This window comes from Flavobacterium sp. TAB 87 (assembly GCF_001529295.1).
GTDB lineage: Bacteria > Bacteroidota > Bacteroidia > Flavobacteriales > Flavobacteriaceae > Flavobacterium.
Genome location: NZ_LLWK01000033.1, coordinates 23,837 through 42,677, shown reverse-complemented (window position 1 = coordinate 42,677; position 18,841 = coordinate 23,837). Strand labels below are relative to the sequence as shown.

At 34.8% G+C, this 18,841-nt stretch carries 18 protein-coding genes and 3 tRNA genes; 12 read left to right on the top strand and 9 right to left on the bottom strand.

The window, feature by feature from the left end; translation table 11 throughout:
- Window positions 1-374 precede the first annotated feature (374 nt).
- Together AP058_RS04890 and AP058_RS04885 are read left to right on the top strand one after the other, a co-directional pair.
- Window positions 375-1,529: an MFS transporter gene (locus AP058_RS04890; protein WP_231739535.1), complete on the top strand. Its 1,155-nt coding sequence runs from the start codon at window positions 375-377 to the stop codon at window positions 1,527-1,529.
- Between the two features lie 44 nt (window positions 1,530-1,573).
- Window positions 1,574-2,506 (top strand): peptidylprolyl isomerase, encoded by a 933-nt coding sequence (locus tag AP058_RS04885; RefSeq protein WP_066307407.1) that lies wholly within the window; start codon window positions 1,574-1,576, stop codon window positions 2,504-2,506.
- Window positions 2,507-2,586: 80 nt separating this feature from the next.
- Here AP058_RS04885 and AP058_RS04880 read toward each other — a convergent pair whose 3' ends face one another.
- Window positions 2,587-3,141: a thioredoxin family protein gene (locus tag AP058_RS04880; protein ID WP_066307406.1), complete on the bottom strand. Its 555-nt coding sequence runs from the start codon at window positions 3,139-3,141 to the stop codon at window positions 2,587-2,589.
- Window positions 3,142-3,270: 129 nt separating this feature from the next.
- Between AP058_RS04880 and AP058_RS04875 the strand changes: the two genes are divergently transcribed.
- The gene (locus AP058_RS04875) at window positions 3,271-3,606 is read left to right on the top strand and encodes a tRNA-binding protein (RefSeq protein ID WP_066307405.1); all 336 of its coding nucleotides are present in this window, start codon (window positions 3,271-3,273) and stop codon (window positions 3,604-3,606) included.
- On the opposite strand, the gene AP058_RS04870 is transcribed toward AP058_RS04875, so the two are convergent.
- The 3 genes from AP058_RS04870 to AP058_RS04860 all read right to left on the bottom strand — a co-directional run bounded on the left by AP058_RS04870 (window position 3,603) and on the right by AP058_RS04860 (window position 6,442).
- Entirely contained in the window at window positions 3,603-4,151 is a 549-nt protein-coding gene (locus tag AP058_RS04870) for an alpha/beta hydrolase (protein ID WP_066307401.1), read from the bottom strand. The two genes, AP058_RS04875 and AP058_RS04870, sit on opposite strands and share 4 nt — an antisense overlap.
- Before the next feature lie 88 nt (window positions 4,152-4,239).
- The gene (locus tag AP058_RS04865) at window positions 4,240-4,617 is read right to left on the bottom strand and encodes a PUR family DNA/RNA-binding protein (protein ID WP_066307700.1); all 378 of its coding nucleotides are present in this window, start codon (window positions 4,615-4,617) and stop codon (window positions 4,240-4,242) included.
- Between the two features lie 64 nt (window positions 4,618-4,681).
- Window positions 4,682-6,442, bottom strand: coding sequence for an ABC transporter ATP-binding protein (locus AP058_RS04860; RefSeq protein WP_066307399.1), 1,761 nt, complete (start codon window positions 6,440-6,442; stop codon window positions 4,682-4,684).
- A gap of 206 nt (window positions 6,443-6,648) precedes the next feature.
- On the opposite strand from AP058_RS04860, the gene AP058_RS04855 reads away from it, so the two are divergent.
- The 3 genes from AP058_RS04855 (at window position 6,649) to yajC (ending at window position 9,152) form a co-directional block, all read left to right on the top strand.
- The gene (locus AP058_RS04855; protein WP_066307398.1) at window positions 6,649-7,758 is read left to right on the top strand and encodes a Glu/Leu/Phe/Val dehydrogenase; all 1,110 of its coding nucleotides are present in this window, start codon (window positions 6,649-6,651) and stop codon (window positions 7,756-7,758) included.
- A 181-nt stretch (window positions 7,759-7,939) separates the two neighbouring features.
- On the top strand, window positions 7,940-8,851 hold the full coding sequence (gene nusB, locus AP058_RS04850; protein ID WP_066307697.1) for a transcription antitermination factor NusB: 912 nt from the start codon (window positions 7,940-7,942) through the stop codon (window positions 8,849-8,851).
- Window positions 8,852-8,882: 31 nt separating this feature from the next.
- The gene (gene yajC / locus AP058_RS04845; protein WP_066307396.1) at window positions 8,883-9,152 is read left to right on the top strand and encodes a preprotein translocase subunit YajC; all 270 of its coding nucleotides are present in this window, start codon (window positions 8,883-8,885) and stop codon (window positions 9,150-9,152) included.
- Window positions 9,153-9,346: 194 nt separating this feature from the next.
- Here yajC and AP058_RS04840 read toward each other — a convergent pair whose 3' ends face one another.
- From AP058_RS04840 to AP058_RS04820, 5 genes are all read right to left on the bottom strand, one after another.
- Window positions 9,347-10,294, bottom strand: coding sequence for an N-acetylmuramoyl-L-alanine amidase (locus AP058_RS04840; RefSeq protein ID WP_082706588.1), 948 nt, complete (start codon window positions 10,292-10,294; stop codon window positions 9,347-9,349).
- Window position 10,295: 1 nt separating this feature from the next.
- The gene (locus tag AP058_RS04835; protein WP_066307394.1) at window positions 10,296-10,787 is read right to left on the bottom strand and encodes a hypothetical protein; all 492 of its coding nucleotides are present in this window, start codon (window positions 10,785-10,787) and stop codon (window positions 10,296-10,298) included.
- Between the two features lie 41 nt (window positions 10,788-10,828).
- Window positions 10,829-12,148 (bottom strand): 30S ribosomal protein S12 methylthiotransferase RimO, encoded by a 1,320-nt coding sequence (gene rimO, locus AP058_RS04830; protein WP_066307393.1) that lies wholly within the window; start codon window positions 12,146-12,148, stop codon window positions 10,829-10,831.
- Between the two features lie 247 nt (window positions 12,149-12,395).
- Window positions 12,396-13,898 carry a transporter gene (locus AP058_RS04825; protein ID WP_066307390.1) on the bottom strand — a complete coding sequence of 501 codons (1,503 nt, stop codon included), beginning with the start codon at window positions 13,896-13,898 and terminating at the stop codon, window positions 12,396-12,398.
- Window positions 13,899-13,936: 38 nt separating this feature from the next.
- The gene (locus AP058_RS04820) at window positions 13,937-14,944 is read right to left on the bottom strand and encodes a hypothetical protein (RefSeq protein ID WP_066307388.1); all 1,008 of its coding nucleotides are present in this window, start codon (window positions 14,942-14,944) and stop codon (window positions 13,937-13,939) included.
- 101 nt (window positions 14,945-15,045) lie between these two features.
- On the opposite strand from AP058_RS04820, the gene proS reads away from it, so the two are divergent.
- From proS to AP058_RS04790, 6 genes are all read left to right on the top strand, one after another.
- A complete protein-coding gene (gene proS / locus AP058_RS04815; RefSeq protein WP_066307386.1) occupies window positions 15,046-16,524 on the top strand; it encodes a proline--tRNA ligase in 1,479 nt (492 codons plus the stop codon).
- An 86-nt stretch (window positions 16,525-16,610) separates the two neighbouring features.
- Window positions 16,611-16,682, top strand: a tRNA-Glu gene (locus AP058_RS04810).
- Between the two features lie 47 nt (window positions 16,683-16,729).
- Window positions 16,730-16,801: transfer RNA gene (locus tag AP058_RS04805), tRNA-Glu, on the top strand.
- A 36-nt stretch (window positions 16,802-16,837) separates the two neighbouring features.
- Window positions 16,838-16,909, top strand: a tRNA-Glu gene (locus AP058_RS04800).
- Window positions 16,910-17,063: 154 nt separating this feature from the next.
- Window positions 17,064-17,315 carry a 30S ribosomal protein S20 gene (gene rpsT / locus AP058_RS04795; protein ID WP_066307385.1) on the top strand — a complete coding sequence of 84 codons (252 nt, stop codon included), beginning with the start codon at window positions 17,064-17,066 and terminating at the stop codon, window positions 17,313-17,315.
- Window positions 17,316-17,802: 487 nt separating this feature from the next.
- On the top strand, window positions 17,803-18,819 hold the full coding sequence (locus tag AP058_RS04790; RefSeq protein ID WP_066307383.1) for a TQO small subunit DoxD: 1,017 nt from the start codon (window positions 17,803-17,805) through the stop codon (window positions 18,817-18,819).
- Window positions 18,820-18,841 lie beyond the last annotated feature (22 nt).

Here is an 18,841-nt window from a genome sequence, read left to right as displayed (position 1 = left end):
AATTAAAAAAGACATTTTATACTTGGATTTTTAGCTATAAATTCTCAAAAGATTATAAAACAGAATCTTCTAAATAAAATAAAAATAACGGTAACTTTTACTTTACGCGCCTATAAAATATTTTTGAAGTAATTTATCTCACTGTGTTACTAGCCTATATTAAATGCAGTAGAAATATAGTTGAATACTTATAAACCGAAGTTCAGAGTTCGTAATAGAACTTGGTGTAGGTCTGAAGATGCATTTTTCTACTATAAATTAGTACTGTTCGCTTAATTGTTTTTTTAAAGAATTTATAACAATCGTTTTTTTAATTTTTTTGAATGAAGTAGTATTTTTGCAAAATGAATTTATCAAAGTCTAAAGTCCTGTTTATGGCAGTTTGCACGGGATTAATTGTTGCAAACTTATATTATTGTCAGCCTCTTATTGTTTTAATAGCAAAAGAATTCGGAATTAAAGAGGCAGATGCAGGTTCAATAACCTATCTAACACAAGCCGGTTATGCTATAGGACTGTTTTTTATGGTTCCGCTTGGTGATAAAATAGAGCGTAAAAAACAAATAGTAGTAACCACTTTTGCTTCGGTCATTGCTTTGATTATAGCGGCCACAGCAAAAAGTTATTTTATTTTAGAGATAGCCTCTCTACTGATCGGAATTACTTCTATAGTTCCTCAATTAATTTTGCCTTTGGCAGCTTCTTTAAGCGAGCCGAGTCAGAGAGGAAAAGTAGTAGGAACAATTATGAGTGGTTTATTGGTTGGTATTTTACTTTCAAGAACTTTAAGCGGTTTTGTAGGCGAACTATGGGGCTGGCGCGCCATGTTTTGGATCGCAGCAGGATTGATTTTATTGCTGCTAATCGTTATTCAAAGAGAATTTCCTTTTAATAAACCAACATTTGAAGGTTCGTACGGACAACTAATTCGTTCTTTGTTTACATTAATAAAAGAACAACCCTTGTTAAGAGAGGCTACTGCAATTAATGTTTTTTGTTTTGCGCAATTTGGTGCATTTTGGACCACGATGGTTTTGTTACTGTCCGATGCTCCTTTTAACTTTAATAGCGCAACAATTGGTCTTTTTGGAATCGTAGGTGCTTCAGGTGCTTTAGCGGCACCATTGGTTGGTAAATTAGGGGACAAAGGCGGTTCTCGTATTGCAGTTGGTTATGGATGTGCTTTAATGGTCTTGAGCTTCTTGGTTTTTTACTTTTCAGGAACAAGTGTGATCGGAATCGTAATCGGAATTGTTTTAATCGATATTGGTATCCAAGGCGTTCACATTTCCAATCAAACACGCGTATATTCAATTTTGCCCGAAGCCAGAAATAGAATGAACACTGTTTTTATGTCTTTTAGCTTTTTAGGAACCGCTGCAGGTTCTGCCTTTGGATTGTTTTTATGGCAATATGGCGGTTGGCATGCAGTCACTTTAGGGTGTATGGTTTTATCAGCTCTCGCTTTTGCAGTTTACGGCTATACGTACAAATCAAAAACGAAACGATTGGAAACAACAAACGGATAAGAAATTAATTTGTAAATTTGCATTCAATAAAAAATATTAAAATAATGGAAAACGGAATATACGCTAAATTCAACACGGCTAAAGGTTCAATTTTAGTAAAACTAACAGACGATTTAACGCCAGGAACAGTAGGTAACTTTGTAGCTTTGGCTGAAGGTAATTTAGAAAATTCGGCAAAACCACAAGGAACTAAATATTACGATGGATTGAGTTTTCACCGTGTAATTTCAGATTTTATGATTCAAGGTGGTTGTCCACAAGGAAGCGGAACTGGTGGGCCTGGTTATAAATTTGATGATGAATTTCACCCAACATTAAAACACGATCGTCCGGGAGTTTTGTCTATGGCAAACGCTGGAGCTGGTACTAATGGTTCTCAATTTTTTATCACTCATGGACCAACTCCGCACTTAAATAACAAGCATACTGTTTTTGGTTATGTGATCGAAGGGCAAGATGTGGTTGATGCTGTAGAGCAAGGAGATCTTATCGAAAGTCTAGAAATAATTAGAGTAGGTGCAGAAGCTGAAAAGTGGAATGCAGTAGAAGCTTTTAGAACTTTTGAAGGCTCACGCGCCAAAAGAGAATCTGCTCAAAAAGAAGCAGCAGAAGCTGAAATGGAAAAATTGGCTGCTGGTTTTGATAAAACAGAAAGCGGATTGCGTTATAAAATGATTCAAAAAGGTGAAGGAAAGCAAGCTGCAAAAGGAAAAACAGTATCAGTTCATTATGAAGGTTCATTAGAGAACGGAAAAGTTTTTGATTCTTCTTACCCAAGAAAAAAACCAATTGAATTTAAATTAGGGGTTGGACAAGTTATCGAAGGATGGGACGAAGGTATTGCTTTGTTGAAAGTTGGAGATAAAGCTCGTTTTGTTATACCATCTCATCTAGGATACGGTTCAGCTGGTGCAGGAGGAGTAATTCCTGGTGATGCTACTTTGATTTTTGATGTAGAATTAATGGACGTAAAATAATACATTGTTATACTATCTAAAAAAAACCAATCACTTTATTGCTGATTGGTTTTTTTGTTTGTATCGTAATTTTATTTTATTTATTTCCATTGGATAGCACAACCTTCACTTGGTTTTTGCGGTTCTTTTAAAGTTCTGTTATAAATTATAGAGTCAATAGCGCCTCGCAAATCATTTCCGCTTAAACTAATGCCATTGTGTGGCCTAGAATCGTCCAATTGTCCGCGATACATTAACTTGTCATTGCTGTCAAATAAGTAAAAATCGGGCGTACACACAGCGTCGTAAGCCTTGGCTACCTCTTGTGTCGCATCGAATAAATACGGAAAGTCGATTTTATTGTCAAAAGCAAATGCAGTCATTAAAGCAGGACTATCGTGCGGGTTTTTTAGAACGTCATTGCTCGAAATGGCGATTACTCCAATTCCTTGTACGCGATAATCATTCGAAATCATTTCAATTTCTTCGATGGCATGAAGGACAAACGGACAATTATTGCACATAAAAATTACCAAAGTGCCTAAGGAACCTTTTAAATCGGAAAAAGAATAATCGTAATTTGAATTGGTGTCTGGGAGTCTAAATTCGGGAGCAATTGTTCCCAGTGGCAACATGTTGGAAAGTGTCATTGACATTCGATTTTTTTTATAAAGTTAAACAAAACTTCTGGCTAACTGACAATTAAGAGAATGGATTTACGTGCGAGTATTAGATTAGATAATTTAACTAAATTTGAGTTTCAATTCAATTAAAAAAAAGAAACAATGGATTTATCGTGGTCAGAGTTTGAAAGAGTTGAAATGCGCGTAGGAACGATACTAGAAGTTAACGATTTTCCTGAAGCTCGAAAACCGGCGTTTCAACTGAAAATTGATTTTGGTTCTTTAATTGGCATTCGTAAAACTTCAGCACAAATTACAAAAAGATATTCTAAAGGAGAATTGGTAAACCGACAAATCGTTGCAGTTGTTAATTTTCCAACCAAACAAATCGGAAAATTTAATAGTGAATGTTTGATTTTAGGCGCAGTAGGAGTTGAGGGTGATGTAATTTTATTAGCACCAGATTCTAAAATAGAAAATGGATTGCGAATTGGCTAATTGTCCATTTTAGTAATCAATTGCTGCAAGATCTCTTGTCCTTCTTCCCAAAAATGTAAATTAGATTCTGAGTTTATATGTCCTTTGCAGCCCACGTTTACAAAATCGCTTCCCCAGTGTTCTGCGAATTCTTTTTTTCTAGCGATAGATGCGTAAGGATCGTTTTCGCTGGCAACCACAATGCTTGGAAATGGCAATTGATGCATGGGAATTGGTGCAAAATTCCGAATACAGTCGGGCGTATGTTGGGGAGAATCTACATCTGCTGGCGCAACCAATAAAGCTCCGACAATATGTGAATTAGCATTACTTTTGCTCCAATGTAAAACTAACGAAACCGCCAAGCTGTGAGCAACCAAAACTGTTGGCTGATCTAGTTTTGCAATTGATTCATCTAACGCATATAACCAATCTTTGAGTTGGGGTTCATCCCAATTTTGTTGCTGTACTTTCGACGAATTTGCATATAGCTTTTGCCAATAGGTTTGCCAATGTTGCTCGCCAGAATTACCCAGACCAGATAAAACTAATAGATGTGGTTTCATTAAAAACTATTTTTTATTAACTCCGAAAGTATAAAAAAAAAGTCCAAAACTTCAGTTTTGGACTTTTAAATTCTATTGGAATTAACGATTAAATATCGTCAAATTCTATATCAGTGAATGTTGAAGTTTGCGGAACGAAATCTTCATTTTTCTCTATCAATGTTTCTCTTTTGAAGTCTTTTTGATGTCTTTCAGAAATAACTTCTTCTCCTTTATGATTCAATACGTAAGAGGTCATATCGCCTAAAATCTCTGCGAAAGCACTAAAATCTTCTTTGTACAAGTAAATTTTGTGTTTTTTGAAATGAAAAGATCCGTCTTCTTCAGTAAATTTCTTACTCTCTGTTATTGTAATGTAATAATCGTCAGCTTTTGTAGCTCTAACGTCAAAGAAATACGTTCTTCGTCCAGCGCGAAGCACCTTTGAAAAAATTTCTTCTTTTTCTAATAGGTCATTTTCTCTCATAATCTTTCTATCATTTTTTTTAATAGCAATCAAAAATCTTAAAAAATTATCTATTATCCAACAATTAAAGTAATTCTTTTTCTGAAAGTTGCTTAACATACAGGGCCGAATAATAGCCTTCTTGATTTATCAGTTGATTATGAGAACCTTGTTGTATGATTTTTCCATCATCTAGTATGATAATTTTATCCGCATTTTTAGCCGATGATATTCTATGACTTACAATAATGGTTGTTTTGTCTTTGCAAATTTCAAATAAGTTGTTCAAAATTGTTTCTTCTGTCTCTGTATCGACCGCAGACAAGCAGTCATCAAGCAATAAAATCTCAGGATTTTTTATAATTGCTCTAGCAATAGAAACACGCTGTTTCTGACCTCCCGAAAGAGTAATTCCGCGTTCTCCTAAAACCGTATCATATTGTTTGTTAAAAGCAATAATATTATCATGAACTACAGCATTTTTAGCCGCTTGCATTACTTCATCATCTGTAGCATCTTGATTTCCAAATTTGATATTATTTTTAATACTATCTGAAAACAAGAATGCATCTTGAGGCACAATACCAATGCTGTTTCTTAAATCGTTGAGGTTTAAAGTACTTATTTCTTTGGCGTCAATAGTAACTTGACCGGCATTTACATCGTACAATCTAGAGATCAACGATAAGATTGTTGATTTCCCTGAACCTGTTTTACCTAAAATAGCCAGAGTTTCGCCTTTTTTAACGGTAAAACTAACATTACTTAAAGCTTGGATGTTGGTGTCTTCATAGATAAAAGTGACATTTTCAAAAGCGATTGCACCTTCAATAAGAGAAGGCTCATTTGAATTGTTCTGAATTTGTGGTTCAATTTTCAAAAATTCATTCAGACGTTTCTGTGATGCTTCTGCTTCTTGAACCATAGATGAAATCCAACCCAATGAAGCAACGGGCCAAGTTAACATATTCACGTATAAAATAAATTCTGCAATCGTACCAATACTTGTTATCGTACCATTAATGTACATGGCTCCTCCAAAGTAGATGACAATTAAATTACTGATTCCGATAAGTGCAATCATTAATGGCCCAAAAAGCGACTGTACTTTGGCCAAATGCAAGCTTTTACTTTTACTTTCATTGGCAAGACTGATCATATTGTTCTGATGCTGTTCTTCTAATGAATTGGCTTTTATCACTCGAATTCCCGAAAATATTTCTTGCGTAAAACTCGAAACTTTCGATAAATATTGCTGAAAAGTAGTACTACGAATGTTGATTTCGGTACTAAGTTTAAAAATACAAAACGATAATATCGGTAACGGAATTAAAGTATATAAGGTTAGTCTTGGCGAAACATTAAACATGTATATTAAAACAATAATAAAGCGAATCAGTGTGTTTATGGTATACATTACTGCTGGACCAACGTACATTCGAACTTTAGAAACGTCTTCGCTAATCCGATTCATTAAGTCTCCCGTTCTATTCTGTTTGTAAAAGTTTTGAGATAATTTTTCATATTGCTCAAATACTTCATTTTTTAAATCAAATTCGACCAAACGCGACATTACAATTAGAGTTTGACGCATTAAAAATGTCAAAAATCCAGCGATGATGGCGGTTAATATAATAAGTAGAATATTAGATAATAATTCGCTTTTAATCACTTCGACACTTACGCTTCCTTCTTTCGAGAAATCTTCAATCGCTTTAAAGGACTTACTGATTAGTTTTGGAGTAAATAAAAAGAATATTTGTGCGATTATTGTGATAAATATTCCGGCAAAGAAACGGAACTTATATTTTATAAAGTATTTGTCTAAATAGCGTAATTCTTTCATTTTTTTGTGATATTCAATATAGAAATGTTCTTATTTTTTATTGTTTAATTCGTTTTAGTTTAAAGATAAATTACAGATCGTTAGAGATCGAATTGAAAATTACATAAAAACAAGACTTAATATTAACTTGTATTTAATTTATTCTTATTTTTGAGAAGTCTTTTTGACGAATTCGTAATTTATTATACTTTAAAATATCAAACGCTATGAGTGTATCTTCTTCAACTGAAAAAGAATTTCAGAAAATGGATCCTGTTTTTGGCCAACTTTCATTTGACAATCACGAACAAATTGTATTTTGTAATGACAAAGATACAGGTTTAAAAGCAATTATTGGTATTCATAATTCGGTTATGGGACCTGCACTTGGAGGTACAAGAATGTGGAATTATGCAAACGAATGGGAAGCCTTAAATGATGTATTGCGTCTTTCGAGAGGTATGACTTACAAATCTGCAATTACAGGACTTAATTTAGGTGGTGGTAAAGCGGTAATTATTGGAGATGCTAAAACGCAAAAAACACCAGAATTGATGCGTAAATTTGGAGAATTTGTACACTCATTAAGTGGTCGTTACATTACTGCTGAAGATGTGGGTATGGAAACCAAAGATATGGACACGGTACGAGATGTAACTCCATATGTTACTGGAATTTCAGAAGAAAGAGGTGGTTCAGGAAATCCATCGCCAGTAACGGCATACGGTGTTTTTTTAGGAATGAAAGCTGCTGCAAAACATCAGTTTGGTTCAGATAATTTAGAAGGGAAAAAAGTTTTAGTACAAGGAATTGGACACGTAGGCGAAACTTTAGTAGAATATTTGACTAAAGAAGGAGCAAAGGTTACCATTACAGATATTAATGAAGCACGTTTAAATGAAGTGGCAGCAAAGTACAATGCCACTATTTTTAGAGGGGACGATTTATACAGTGCCGACGTTGATATTTATGCGCCATGTGCTATGGGAGCAGTATTAAATGATGACACGGTTTATAAAATTAAAGCAAAAGTTATTGCTGGTGCTGCCAACAATCAGTTAGCGAATGAAAACATTCACGGAGCTATTTTGCAAGATAGAGGTATTTTATATGCGCCAGATTTCTTGATAAATGCAGGTGGAATTATTAACGTTTATGCGGAATTAGAGCATTACGGTAAAGAAGAAATTATGCGTAAGACCGAGAATATCTACAACACTACTTTAGAGATTATCGATTATGCCGTACGAAATAAAGTAACTACGCACCACGCGGCTTTGACAATTGCTCAAAATCGTATTGATGCTAGAAAGATCGAAAACAGTAAATTGAAATAATCTAAGCGATTGTATTGCATTTTGTAGTAGAAAACCAAAGCATGTCTTACAAAAGATATTCTTTGGTTTTTTTTGTTAATCATATATTTTCTAATGATGGGATAAATGATTATTTTTGCAGACTAATTTTAATAAAAGTTCTTACAAGGTGGTAAACAGAAGACACATTCGCTTAAAAGTTATGCAATCCATCTATGCGATGCATCAAAATGGTTCTGATAATCTAGAAAAGGAAGAGAAGTTTCTTTTTTATAGTATCGACAGTATTCAGGATTTGTACCTCGTTATGCTTTCTTCATTGATAGAAATTTGCAAAAAAGAATCGCAATACCTCCACCTAGCAAGCAAGAAACACTTAGCTACGAAAGAAGAAAAAAATCCAAACGAAAAGTTTATTAAAAATCAGGTTTTTCAAATTCTTACCGAAAACAATTCTTTAAGCGTTGCGCTCGAAAATCGTAAGATTAATAATTGGTCATTAAATGATGATTACATTTTATTACTTTTAAAAGATGTTAAGGCGAGTGATTTGTACGCAAAGTACATGAGTAATGACGTAAATACTTTTGCTGAAGACAAAGATTTTATAGCCGATTTATTTGCGGAAGTTATTGTGCCTAATGAAAAGTTGTATGAGTATTTAGAAGATGATAAATTAACTTGGGTTGATGATATTCCGTTGGTAAACACGCAAATTGTTAAGCAACTGAAAGGATTAAAAAATACCGAAGAAGGAGAGTTTAGAGTACCACGTGTTTATAAAGATACGGAAGATAAGGATTTTGTAAAAGATTTGTTTCGCAAGACCGTTTTAAACGAAAAAGCTTTAGCAAAAGAGTACGATGGTAAAACACCAAATTGGGATGCAGACCGAATTGCCGAAATAGATACTATTATTTTAAAAATGGCAATTTGCGAACTTTTAAAATTCCCATCAATTCCCGTGAAAGTAACTTTAAACGAGTATTTAGAGTTGGCAAAAGAATATTCTACTCCGAAAAGTAGTATTTTTATAAACGGAATTTTAGATAATTTAGTAAAAGAACTCGAGGCTGATAAAAGGTTACTTAAAACTGGCCGAGGTTTAATGTAATGATTAATTAAAAAAAAAGAGAATTTAAATTATGGAACAATTAACTCAGTTTGCACCGTTTTTATTAATGTTTGTGGTAATCTATTTTTTTATGATTAGACCGCAACAAAAGAAAGCGAAAAACGAAAAAGAATTTGAAAGCAGTTTAAAAGTAGGTGATAAAATAGTTACTAAAAGTGGTCTTCACGGTAAAGTAGCTGAATTGGCTGAAACTACGGTAATTGTCGAAACAATGGCAGGTAAATTAAAAATGGAGCGTAGTGCAATTTCATTAGAAATGAGTGCTGCTTTAGCAAAATAATTTGATTTTCAAGAAGTAAGAATTATAAAAGTCCCAATTTGTGCAAACAAATTGGGATTTTTTTTCTGGACTAAATAGGTGAATTTTGTAAATCAGACAGATCAAAATCTGTGATGTTTATGCTCAAAGTATTGCATAAAAAAAAAGCTAACCGTTTACCGATTAGCTTTTGTATATTTTTAATAGTGTACTTTTTACTGCTTTTTGTAAATCGAGTAAATAGTATTAATTGTTTTTCGATCTAACACATTGTCTACTGCTTCTGGAATATAATGTCTTTTAAAAGCGATAATTGCTGCCGACAAATTTTTAGTGTTGTAGCCAATAATTCGCAGAGCAGGCTCTATTTGAAAATCAAAAGGAGCTTCTGTCAAAAATTCATCTTGCCATAGTCCAAATCCATTTGCTGCCAATGCTTTCCAAGGAAATAAATTACTAGGATCTTGCTTTCTCGAAGGCGCAATATCAGAGTGGCCAATTATGTTTTGAGTTGGTATATTGTAGTCTTTCTTAAGCTTTGTCAGTAAAGCCAATAAACTATTGATTTGTGCTAAAGAAAAAGGTTCAAAACCATTGTTGTCTAACTCTATCCCTATCGAAGCCGAGTTAATATCAGTGTCTCTTCCCCAAGTGCCTGAACCAGCGTGCCATGCTCGTAAGTAATCGTTTAGCATTTGCACCACTGTTCCATCATCTCCAATAACATAATGTGAGCTTACTTGCAAGTTTTTATTGGTAAACGTTTTGATTGTTTGTGCCAAAGAATCTTGCGCAGTATGATGCAGAATAATGTAGTTCGGTTTTCTTAAATTAAAATTTACCGTACTAATCCATTCTGTTTTTATACCATAAGGCAAAGGAACTGGTTTTTTTATAGCAAGTGAATCGCGGTATAAAGTCAGCGGATCTGCAGAATCTGCAGAACCATACATGTTTAAGTTATTTTGACTAGACAATTCCGCCGCTTTCATGCTTGAAATTTGCATTTTGTAAGCTTCCAATTGTTCTTTATACGATTTTTCACTTGCCTGATATGGTTTTGTACTACCACAAGAAGCTACCACTAATCCTAAAAATAAAATACCTAAATATTTAGTAATAGATTGTGTAGGCGTTATATTTAATTTTAAACTATGTGTCATGCTATTCTTTTTTCTTTTTCTTTTTAGATTTTCTTGGCTTGGCATTGTCTTCTAAATAGATTTTATATTTTTCTTGCTGATCAGGGTTCAAGTAATTGTTGATTTGTTTATTAGTATTTTCTGAAAGAGATTTAAATTCGTCCATTTTAGCTTCTTGACTTAAGCTTTCATTTTTAATTAGAATTCCTTGCAGGTTTAGGCTTTCAATCAACACATTCTTTATAGCGACTTCTTGCAGCGCATCTAATGTTAATACGGGAGTCATGCGCTCCATTATTTCGCCAGCAGTAACATCAACCGGAATTTCTTTAGGTTTAGACTGTTGTTGCTGTCCCATATCAGACATGCCGCCCATTTGTCTGTTTCTGCCGTAACCATTGTTTCCGTAACCGTTATTGCCATATCCATTTCCATAGCCGTTGCCATACTGAGCCGAAATCAAATTGCTAAATAGCAAGGCAAAAAATAGTATAAAAAGGTTTCTTAACTTCATCTTTTTTGAATTATAGTGGTTAATGAGAAACAAGTAGCTGATTAAACTGAAGCAGGTTCACCGTATAAATCAAACTCTGTTGCTTCGGTAATTACAATATTTGCAAATTCGCCTGTTTTTAAGTAATGTTTTGAAGCATCAATTAAAACTTCGTTATCCACATCCGGACTATCGAACTCAGTACGGCCCACAAAATGTGCTCCTTCTTTTCGGTCAATAATACACTTAAAAGTTTTGCCTACTTTCTCTTGATTCAAATCCCAAGAAATTTGAGATTGTAATTCCATTATTTCGTTGGCACGTTCTTGCTTCACTTCCGCAGGAACGTCATCTTCTAATAAATAAGCATGCGTATTTTCTTCATGAGAATAAGCAAAACAACCCATTCTGTCAAATTTCATTTCCTGTACAAAATCCTTTAAAATATTAAAATCTTCTTGAGTTTCGCCAGGATATCCTACAATAAGGGTCGTGCGAATTGCCATTCCTGGAACTGCCGCTCTAAATTCTTTTAATAGTTTAGTCGTTTTTGCTTGAGTAGTTCCGCGACGCATTGATTTTAAAATCGAATCAGAAATGTGTTGCAACGGAATATCAATATAATTACAAATCTTTGGCTCACGTTTCATGATCTCCAGAACATCCATTGGAAAACCTGTTGGAAATGCATAATGCAAACGAATCCATTCAATTCCTTCAACAGCGACTAATGCTTCTAAAAGTTCTGCAAGATTTCTTTTCTTATAAATATCTAAACCGTAGTAGGTTAAATCCTGAGCAATCAGAATCAATTCTTTGACACCGTTCTTTGCTAAGCCTTGCGCTTCTTTTACTAATTTTTCAATGGGTTGAGAAACGTGTGTTCCTCTCATAATCGGAATAGCACAGAAGCTGCATGGTCGGTCGCAACCTTCTGCAATTTTTAAATAAGCGTAGTTTTTTGGAGTAGTAGTTAAACGTTCTCCTAATAATTCGTGCTTATAATCTGCTCCCAAAGCCTTCAATAATTGAGGCAATTCAGTTGTACCGAAATACTGATCTACATTCGGAATTTCTTTTTCTAAATCGGGTCTGTAACGTTCCGATAAGCAACCGGTTACAAAAACCTTATCAACTAATCCTCTCTGTTTTTTATCAGCATATTCTAATATCATGTTTACCGATTCTGCCTTCGCATTATCAATAAATCCACAGGTATTTATTACAATAATATTTCCTTCTGTTTCTGCAGGAGCTTCATGTTCAACCTCTTTTCCACTAGCTTTTAGTTGACCCATAAGGACCTCGCTATCATACACATTTTTCGAACAGCCAAGAGTGATTACATTGATTTTGTTCTTTTTTAAAGACTTGGTTCTCATACTTTTATAAATTGGAGTGCAAAATTACATTTTTTATTCTTGGAATCAGCACCCTTGTTGTTTTTTTATAGAGCTAATCCGGCTGTTCACTGTATCTTTTTGGTTTCGCAAGGGCGAGCCAAAAAGGATGCCGCTTCCATCCGGGCTAAAAAAATATCCGTCTCGATACAACAAGACGGATGTTTTTCAAATTAATATTTTTTGTTTATATTTTTAAATAATGAACTTCAAAATTGTAAGCTCAAAATTATAATTCAAACAACACAGTCATTGAAACGGTATTGAATTTAGTATTTAAATTAGCGTAATCAGTAAACCCTTGACTAAATGCCGCTCGTTGCGAATCTCTCTCCGCATACGAGTATGATAAATCAACTTTGGTAGCGCCAAAATCATAACCTAAACCACCAGAATAACTAGTTAGATCGCCAACTGTTTTTCCGTTCTCATACGGGCTACCTTCTAAACGATATCCAGCACGTAAGCTTAATTGTTTAATTTTATATTCCCCACCAATTCGCAATTCGCCATTCGTAGTCATTTTATCATTAATGCTGCTGTTTAGGCCTTTGTAATAGGAGTCGTTTTGTGGTTTAAAAACGGTGCTTGAATAATCTTTTATGGCGTAGTCAACGCTTAATAAGCCAGTTTGTCCAAAAATGTATGCAAAACTCGCAGTTAGTTTTCCAGGAGTTTGCAATTTATAAGGATCATAAACATTGGTAATGCGGGGGTCTACAACTTGAGCGGGCAAAGCACCTACATTGTTACTGCTAACCGAAACTATTTTTTGCGATAGTTCGTCATATACATCATACCAAGTATTAGATTCGTAAGCCAGCCCTAAACGAATGGCATCAGAAACTTTAGCAATAGCTCCCAATTGAAAGGAAAAGCCGCTACCGTACGTATATAAGTTGTTATCGAAACGTACGCTAGTCACTTGGTCATTGGTTCCTAGAGTATTTGAATTGTCTTCGTAAAAACTAGAATTACGTCTAAAGTCAATCGTATGTAAATTTAAATTCATACCCAAGTACAAGAAATCGTCGTACTGAGCGCCTAGATTAAAAGTAAATTTCCCATTGTAACCTGCACTATACACTTCATTTTCCTGGTAATAGTTTCCTCCAGCTGGAACGTTAGAAGTATATTCCGTATTATTAACATCGGTGGTAGCGGGATTAATCATGTACGACTGATAGCCAAGAAATGCCTGCTGCTCCCCATTATTTAAATTGCGATACGAACCATTTTCTAAAACGTCAAGCGCAATTCCATTCGCATAAGAAACAAAATAATTAGCAAGTGAATTGTTCGGATTAGTTCCTGCACTAAAAAGTCTACTGTTGTAATTGTTCGAATTGTCGTAATTAAATCCAAGAGAATATTTATTCCACTTACTGCTCTGATTTCTGTTTTTAAATACAAAAACGGCGCCACCTTGGTTTAAAGTAAAGCTATCGTCTTTTTCAGTAGTAGCGTTTCCAAAATAATTCGAATTATTTTTAGTTCCGTAGTTACTTAAAGTAACCCCAAATTGATTGTTCGCGAAAACAGCAGAACCAGCTGGGTTTACGTTTAAAGAAGATAAATCTCCACCCAGTGCACCAAAAGCACCACCCATGGCTCTAAAACGAGCTGTACCGCTTAAGTTGTCTTGTGCGTAACGCGTAGCATCAGAAATATCTTGAGCTTGTAGCGCGTTGAATGTTAGTCCGCCGATTAGTAATAAAAATATTTTTTTCATCTTAGATGGTTTGTAGTTCGTAAATTGTTATTTAATAATTAACGTCTTCCGCTTCCAGAAGAACGACCTCCGCCACTGTTTCCGCCTTGCATTGATCCGCCTCCGCCATTAGTACTTCTAGATGGGCTAGGAGTATAACTTCGTGATGGCGCTGTTGTATTTGAATTTCTTCTCGTAGGAGCATCATTATTATAACTTCTGCTCTGCGGTTGAGGATTATTCTGTCTCGTTTGTGGAGTCGCATTTCTTCTATTTTGAGAGTTGTAATCTCTCGTTGGTGTAGAAGAATTTCTTCGATTTATACTATTGTTTTGGTCAACAGCCTGCGCTCTTCGGGTTAGATTCGGAGTTCCAGTGCTGAAACTTGAACTTCTTCGGTTGTTTATGCTGCTGTTAGTTCTGTTGTTACGGTAAATATCAGTGTTACTGTAGCTGCTAGAACCACGTCTGCTTGGCGTAGTATTATAGCGAGTATTGTTGTAATAGTTGTGGTTGTTATAATAGGGTCTGTAATTATTGTAATAACCTGGGTAGCCCCATCGACCTCCGTAGCCCCAGTTACTAAAACCCCAACCTATACTAAGTCCAGAATAGCCCCATCCAATTCCGTGGTAAGGATAACCCAGGCCCATTCCGTAATACGGATATCCATAACCCATTCCATAATAAGGATATCCCATTCCGTAATAACTGCTACCCCAATAATCAGAGTAAACATTTACAGAGACAGAAGTTGGATTGCTTCCCCAACTTGGGTAATTGGAAACGCTACTTGGATTTTCAGAATTGTAATTACTATAATTATCTACATCGGTAAATATTTCGTCACCGATCTCTTTGTCTTGTAAGGAGTTAAAATAACTCGCATACTGATTACTGTTTTGAGTTGGCGCAGGATTACTTTGATAGGTCGTTCCTCCATAAATTCCGTCGTTTCCATAGTAGGAGCTATTTTGATAAGAGCCACACGAAGTAACGACTAAAGAAATCGATCCGAAGAGAGAATAAAGTAAAGTTTTTTTGGATTTTAAAATATTAGTTTTCATAATCGGTGGAGTTTTTATTGTTGCACATTACAAAAATAGTTAGTTTTGTGGAACTATTTAGGATAAATAAATAACGCAAAATTTGTGCCAAACTATATAATATGAGTAAGAACCTCACAACAAGATCAGAAGACTATTCAAAGTGGTATAACGAGTTAGTCGTAAAGGCCGATTTAGCAGAAAATTCGGGTGTTCGTGGCTGCATGGTCATCAAGCCTTATGGATACGCAATCTGGGAAAAAATGCAAGCAGAATTAGACAGAATGTTTAAAGAAACAGGGCATCAAAATGCTTATTTTCCTTTATTTGTTCCTAAAAGCATGTTTGAGGCGGAGGAGAAAAATGCCGAAGGTTTTGCAAAAGAATGCGCAATTGTAACGCACTATCGATTAAAAAACGATCCAGATAAACCGGGTAAACTAATGGTGGACCCTAATGCGAAATTAGAAGAAGAGCTAATAGTTCGTCCAACTAGTGAGGCAATTATTTGGTCTACTTATAAGGGATGGGTGCAATCGTATCGCGATTTACCTTTATTAATCAATCAATGGGCAAATGTAGTTCGTTGGGAAATGCGTACGCGTTTGTTTTTAAGAACAGCTGAGTTTTTGTGGCAAGAAGGACATACGGCCCATGCTACTCGTGAAGAAGCAGTAGATGAATCAGAAAAAATGATGAATGTTTATGCTGATTTTGCAGAGAATTTTATGGCAATTCCGGTTGTAAAAGGATTGAAAACAGAAACAGAACGGTTTGCAGGCGCGGAAGAAACCTATTGTATTGAAGCATTGATGCAAGACGGTAAAGCACTACAAGCAGGAACTTCGCATTTTTTAGGTCAAAATTTTGCTAAAGCTTTTGATGTGAAATTTGCTAATGCCGAAGGTAAGCAAGAATATGTATGGGGAACGTCTTGGGGCGTTTCAACACGTTTGATGGGTGCTTTAGTGATGACGCATTCAGACGATCAAGGATTGGTATTGCCTCCCAATTTAGCGCCAATTCAAGTCGTTATCGTTCCTATTTATAAAAGTGATGAACAACTAGCAACTATTACAGAAGCGGTTACTGCTTTGGTAGGACAATTGAAAAAACTGAAGATATCGGTTAAGTTTGATGATAGAACGACTCAAAAACCTGGGTTTAAATTTGCTGAGTGGGAACTGAAAGGAGTTCCAATTCGAATTGCAGTGGGGCCAAAAGACTTAGAAAACGGTACTTTTGAAGTGGCACGAAGAGATACATTAACCAAAGAAGTGGTTGCTAAAGAAGGAATCGCAGCTTATATAAATGATTTGCTGGAGCAGATTCAAAACGATTTATTTGCAAAAGCACTGGAATATCGCAATACCCACATTACGGAAGTAAATAGTTTTGAGGAATTTAAGGATATTTTAGAGTCTAAAGGAGGCTTTATTTCTGCTCATTGGGATGGTACTGCCGCTACAGAAGAAAAGATCAAAGATTTAACTAAAGCAACAATTCGTTGCCTTCCATTGGATCAGGATGAAGAGGTGGGAAGCTGCGTACTTACTGGAAATCCTTCTTCTCGAAGAGTGTTTTTTGCTAAGGCGTATTAATATTTCAAAGTTTTTTTGAAATATTTTACTTCTGCTATTGTACATCTTAAAAATAGTTGTATTTTTGCATCCGCATTAGAGAAGCAGGCCCGTTCGTCTATCGGTTAGGACGCATGGTTTTCATCCATGTAAGAGCGGTTCGATTCCGCTACGGGCTACTACTTTTTTTGCAAAACAAAGTTCTTAAAATATTGAGAAATTTAATGGCCCGTTCGTCTATCGGTTAGGACGCATGGTTTTCATCCATGTAAGAGCGGTTCGATTCCGCTACGGGCTACAATCTATTTAAATATAGAAAAACTTAGAACGATATGGTCCGTTCGTCTAGGGGTTAGGACTCCAGGATTTCGTCCTGGTAACAGGGGTTCGATTCCCTTACGGACTACTAAAATTAGTTGTGAATAAGTTTTATAAAATAAAAATTGGTGTCTCAATTTTTGTTTTATTAGTTAAAACCAAAGTGATTGTTAAGCAATTGTGGGAGGTTTTTCTTTTTTAACTAGTATCTATAATTATTATTACATCTAAAATTAAAAAAAATGGCAAATCATAAGTCAGCATTAAAAAGAATCAGAAGTAACGAAAAAAGAAGAGTATTAAACAGATACCAACATAAAACTACTCGTAATGCTATCAAAGCATTAAGAATAGCTACTGACAAATCTGATGCTACTTCTAAATTATCAGTAGTAATTTCTATGATTGATAAATTAGCTAAGAAAAATATCATTCATGATAACAAAGCTTCTAATTTAAAATCTAAATTAACGAAGCACGTTGCTAAATTGTAATTTTACAATTTAATACATATACAAAAAGGCTACTTTTAATTAGGTAGCCTTTTTTAGTTTTTTTTTTTTGAAATGCCTTATGATTATTAAATCATAAGGCATTTTTAATGTAAACCATCACTGATGATTTGTGTATCCTCCTTTGTGTGTTTTGTACTGCAAAAGCTAAGATCAAGATAAAGTTGGATGTCTCGCTGCTAGAAATTACGGATAAAAATTATTAGTTTATAGTTTGGAATAGTTCTACTACGAATAATATTTTGGCTTTACCAAGAAGTAAAAAGCAAGAGTTTCAGTATTCGATTTTAAGTTTCAATTGTAAAATGAAGCTTTTTACTTAGTAACACACTTTTTTCATAGCCCATGTTATTTCTAAAGTTCTTATTTATATTTTACACCAACAGTATTGTATGAAGTATAAGTTTCTTTTTCCTTCGATAGTATTTGCTGTTGGGTTTCTTCTTTTTAATTTTTAAATCAATTTACAATGCAACATAAAAATTGTTCTCATTCTGCAATTTTCACAACTGCTTTGCGCTGGGTAACCGGATGGACTTATTTCTCTGCTTTCTGGAGACGCTTAATTTTAGAAAACAAATTAGATCCCGAAGAAGCGGGCTACATCGGCGAAAAATTCAATCACTTTTTGCCAAACGCTTTGGGAATAAAACCTATTATTGAGCACTTGGTTTCTAATCCAGAAAGTCTTTGGTGGGCAATGGCTTCTTTTACGATTATTGAAGGAATTGTTGGATTGCTGTTTATTTTAGGATTCTTTACAAGACTAATGAGTGTTGGTGTTTTTATGCTCGCTATGGGGATTTTATTGGGTTCAGGTTGGCTTGGAACTACCTGCTTAGATGAATGGCAAATTGGCGTTCTTGGAGTAGCAACCGGCTTTACTATTTTTCTAACGGGAAGTGGAAAATATTCTTTGGATTATTATTTAAGTATAAAAAATAATACTCTAACTCAGAAGAAATGGTTTTTATGGTTGAATTCTGGAAATCTTCCTATCAGAGAATATGTTTTAAATAGAATTGTGCTTTTGGGTTCTGTACTCATACTAGCACTAACGTTATATACTAATCAGTATTTTCACGGTGGAGTTTACGGGACATTGCATAATAAATCGGTCAAACCTCATGTGACCATAACGAATGCTAAGCTTGAGGAGAAAAAGTTATCCTTTACTGTTTTTAGAGATGAAGGCGCTGATGTATATGGTTCTTTTTTAATTGGAATAAAATTGCGTAATGCTGCTAATGAAGTGGTTTTTGAGCAGAATCAGGTACAGCTTTCGCAGTTGTCTAATTCGCAAATTAGTAATGACTACGTAGCCAAAGTAAAAACAGGAAAACACAGTCTTATTTTGCCGCTAGGAGCAAGAGGGAATTTGACTTTTGAAGAGGATATCTTTCAAAATATGAGCGGTGCGTATACGTTGGAACTAATAGATATAAGTGGTGCAATGTGGACTAAAGAAGTTGTAAAAGAAAATTAAATTTTCTCTTTAAATAAAAAAT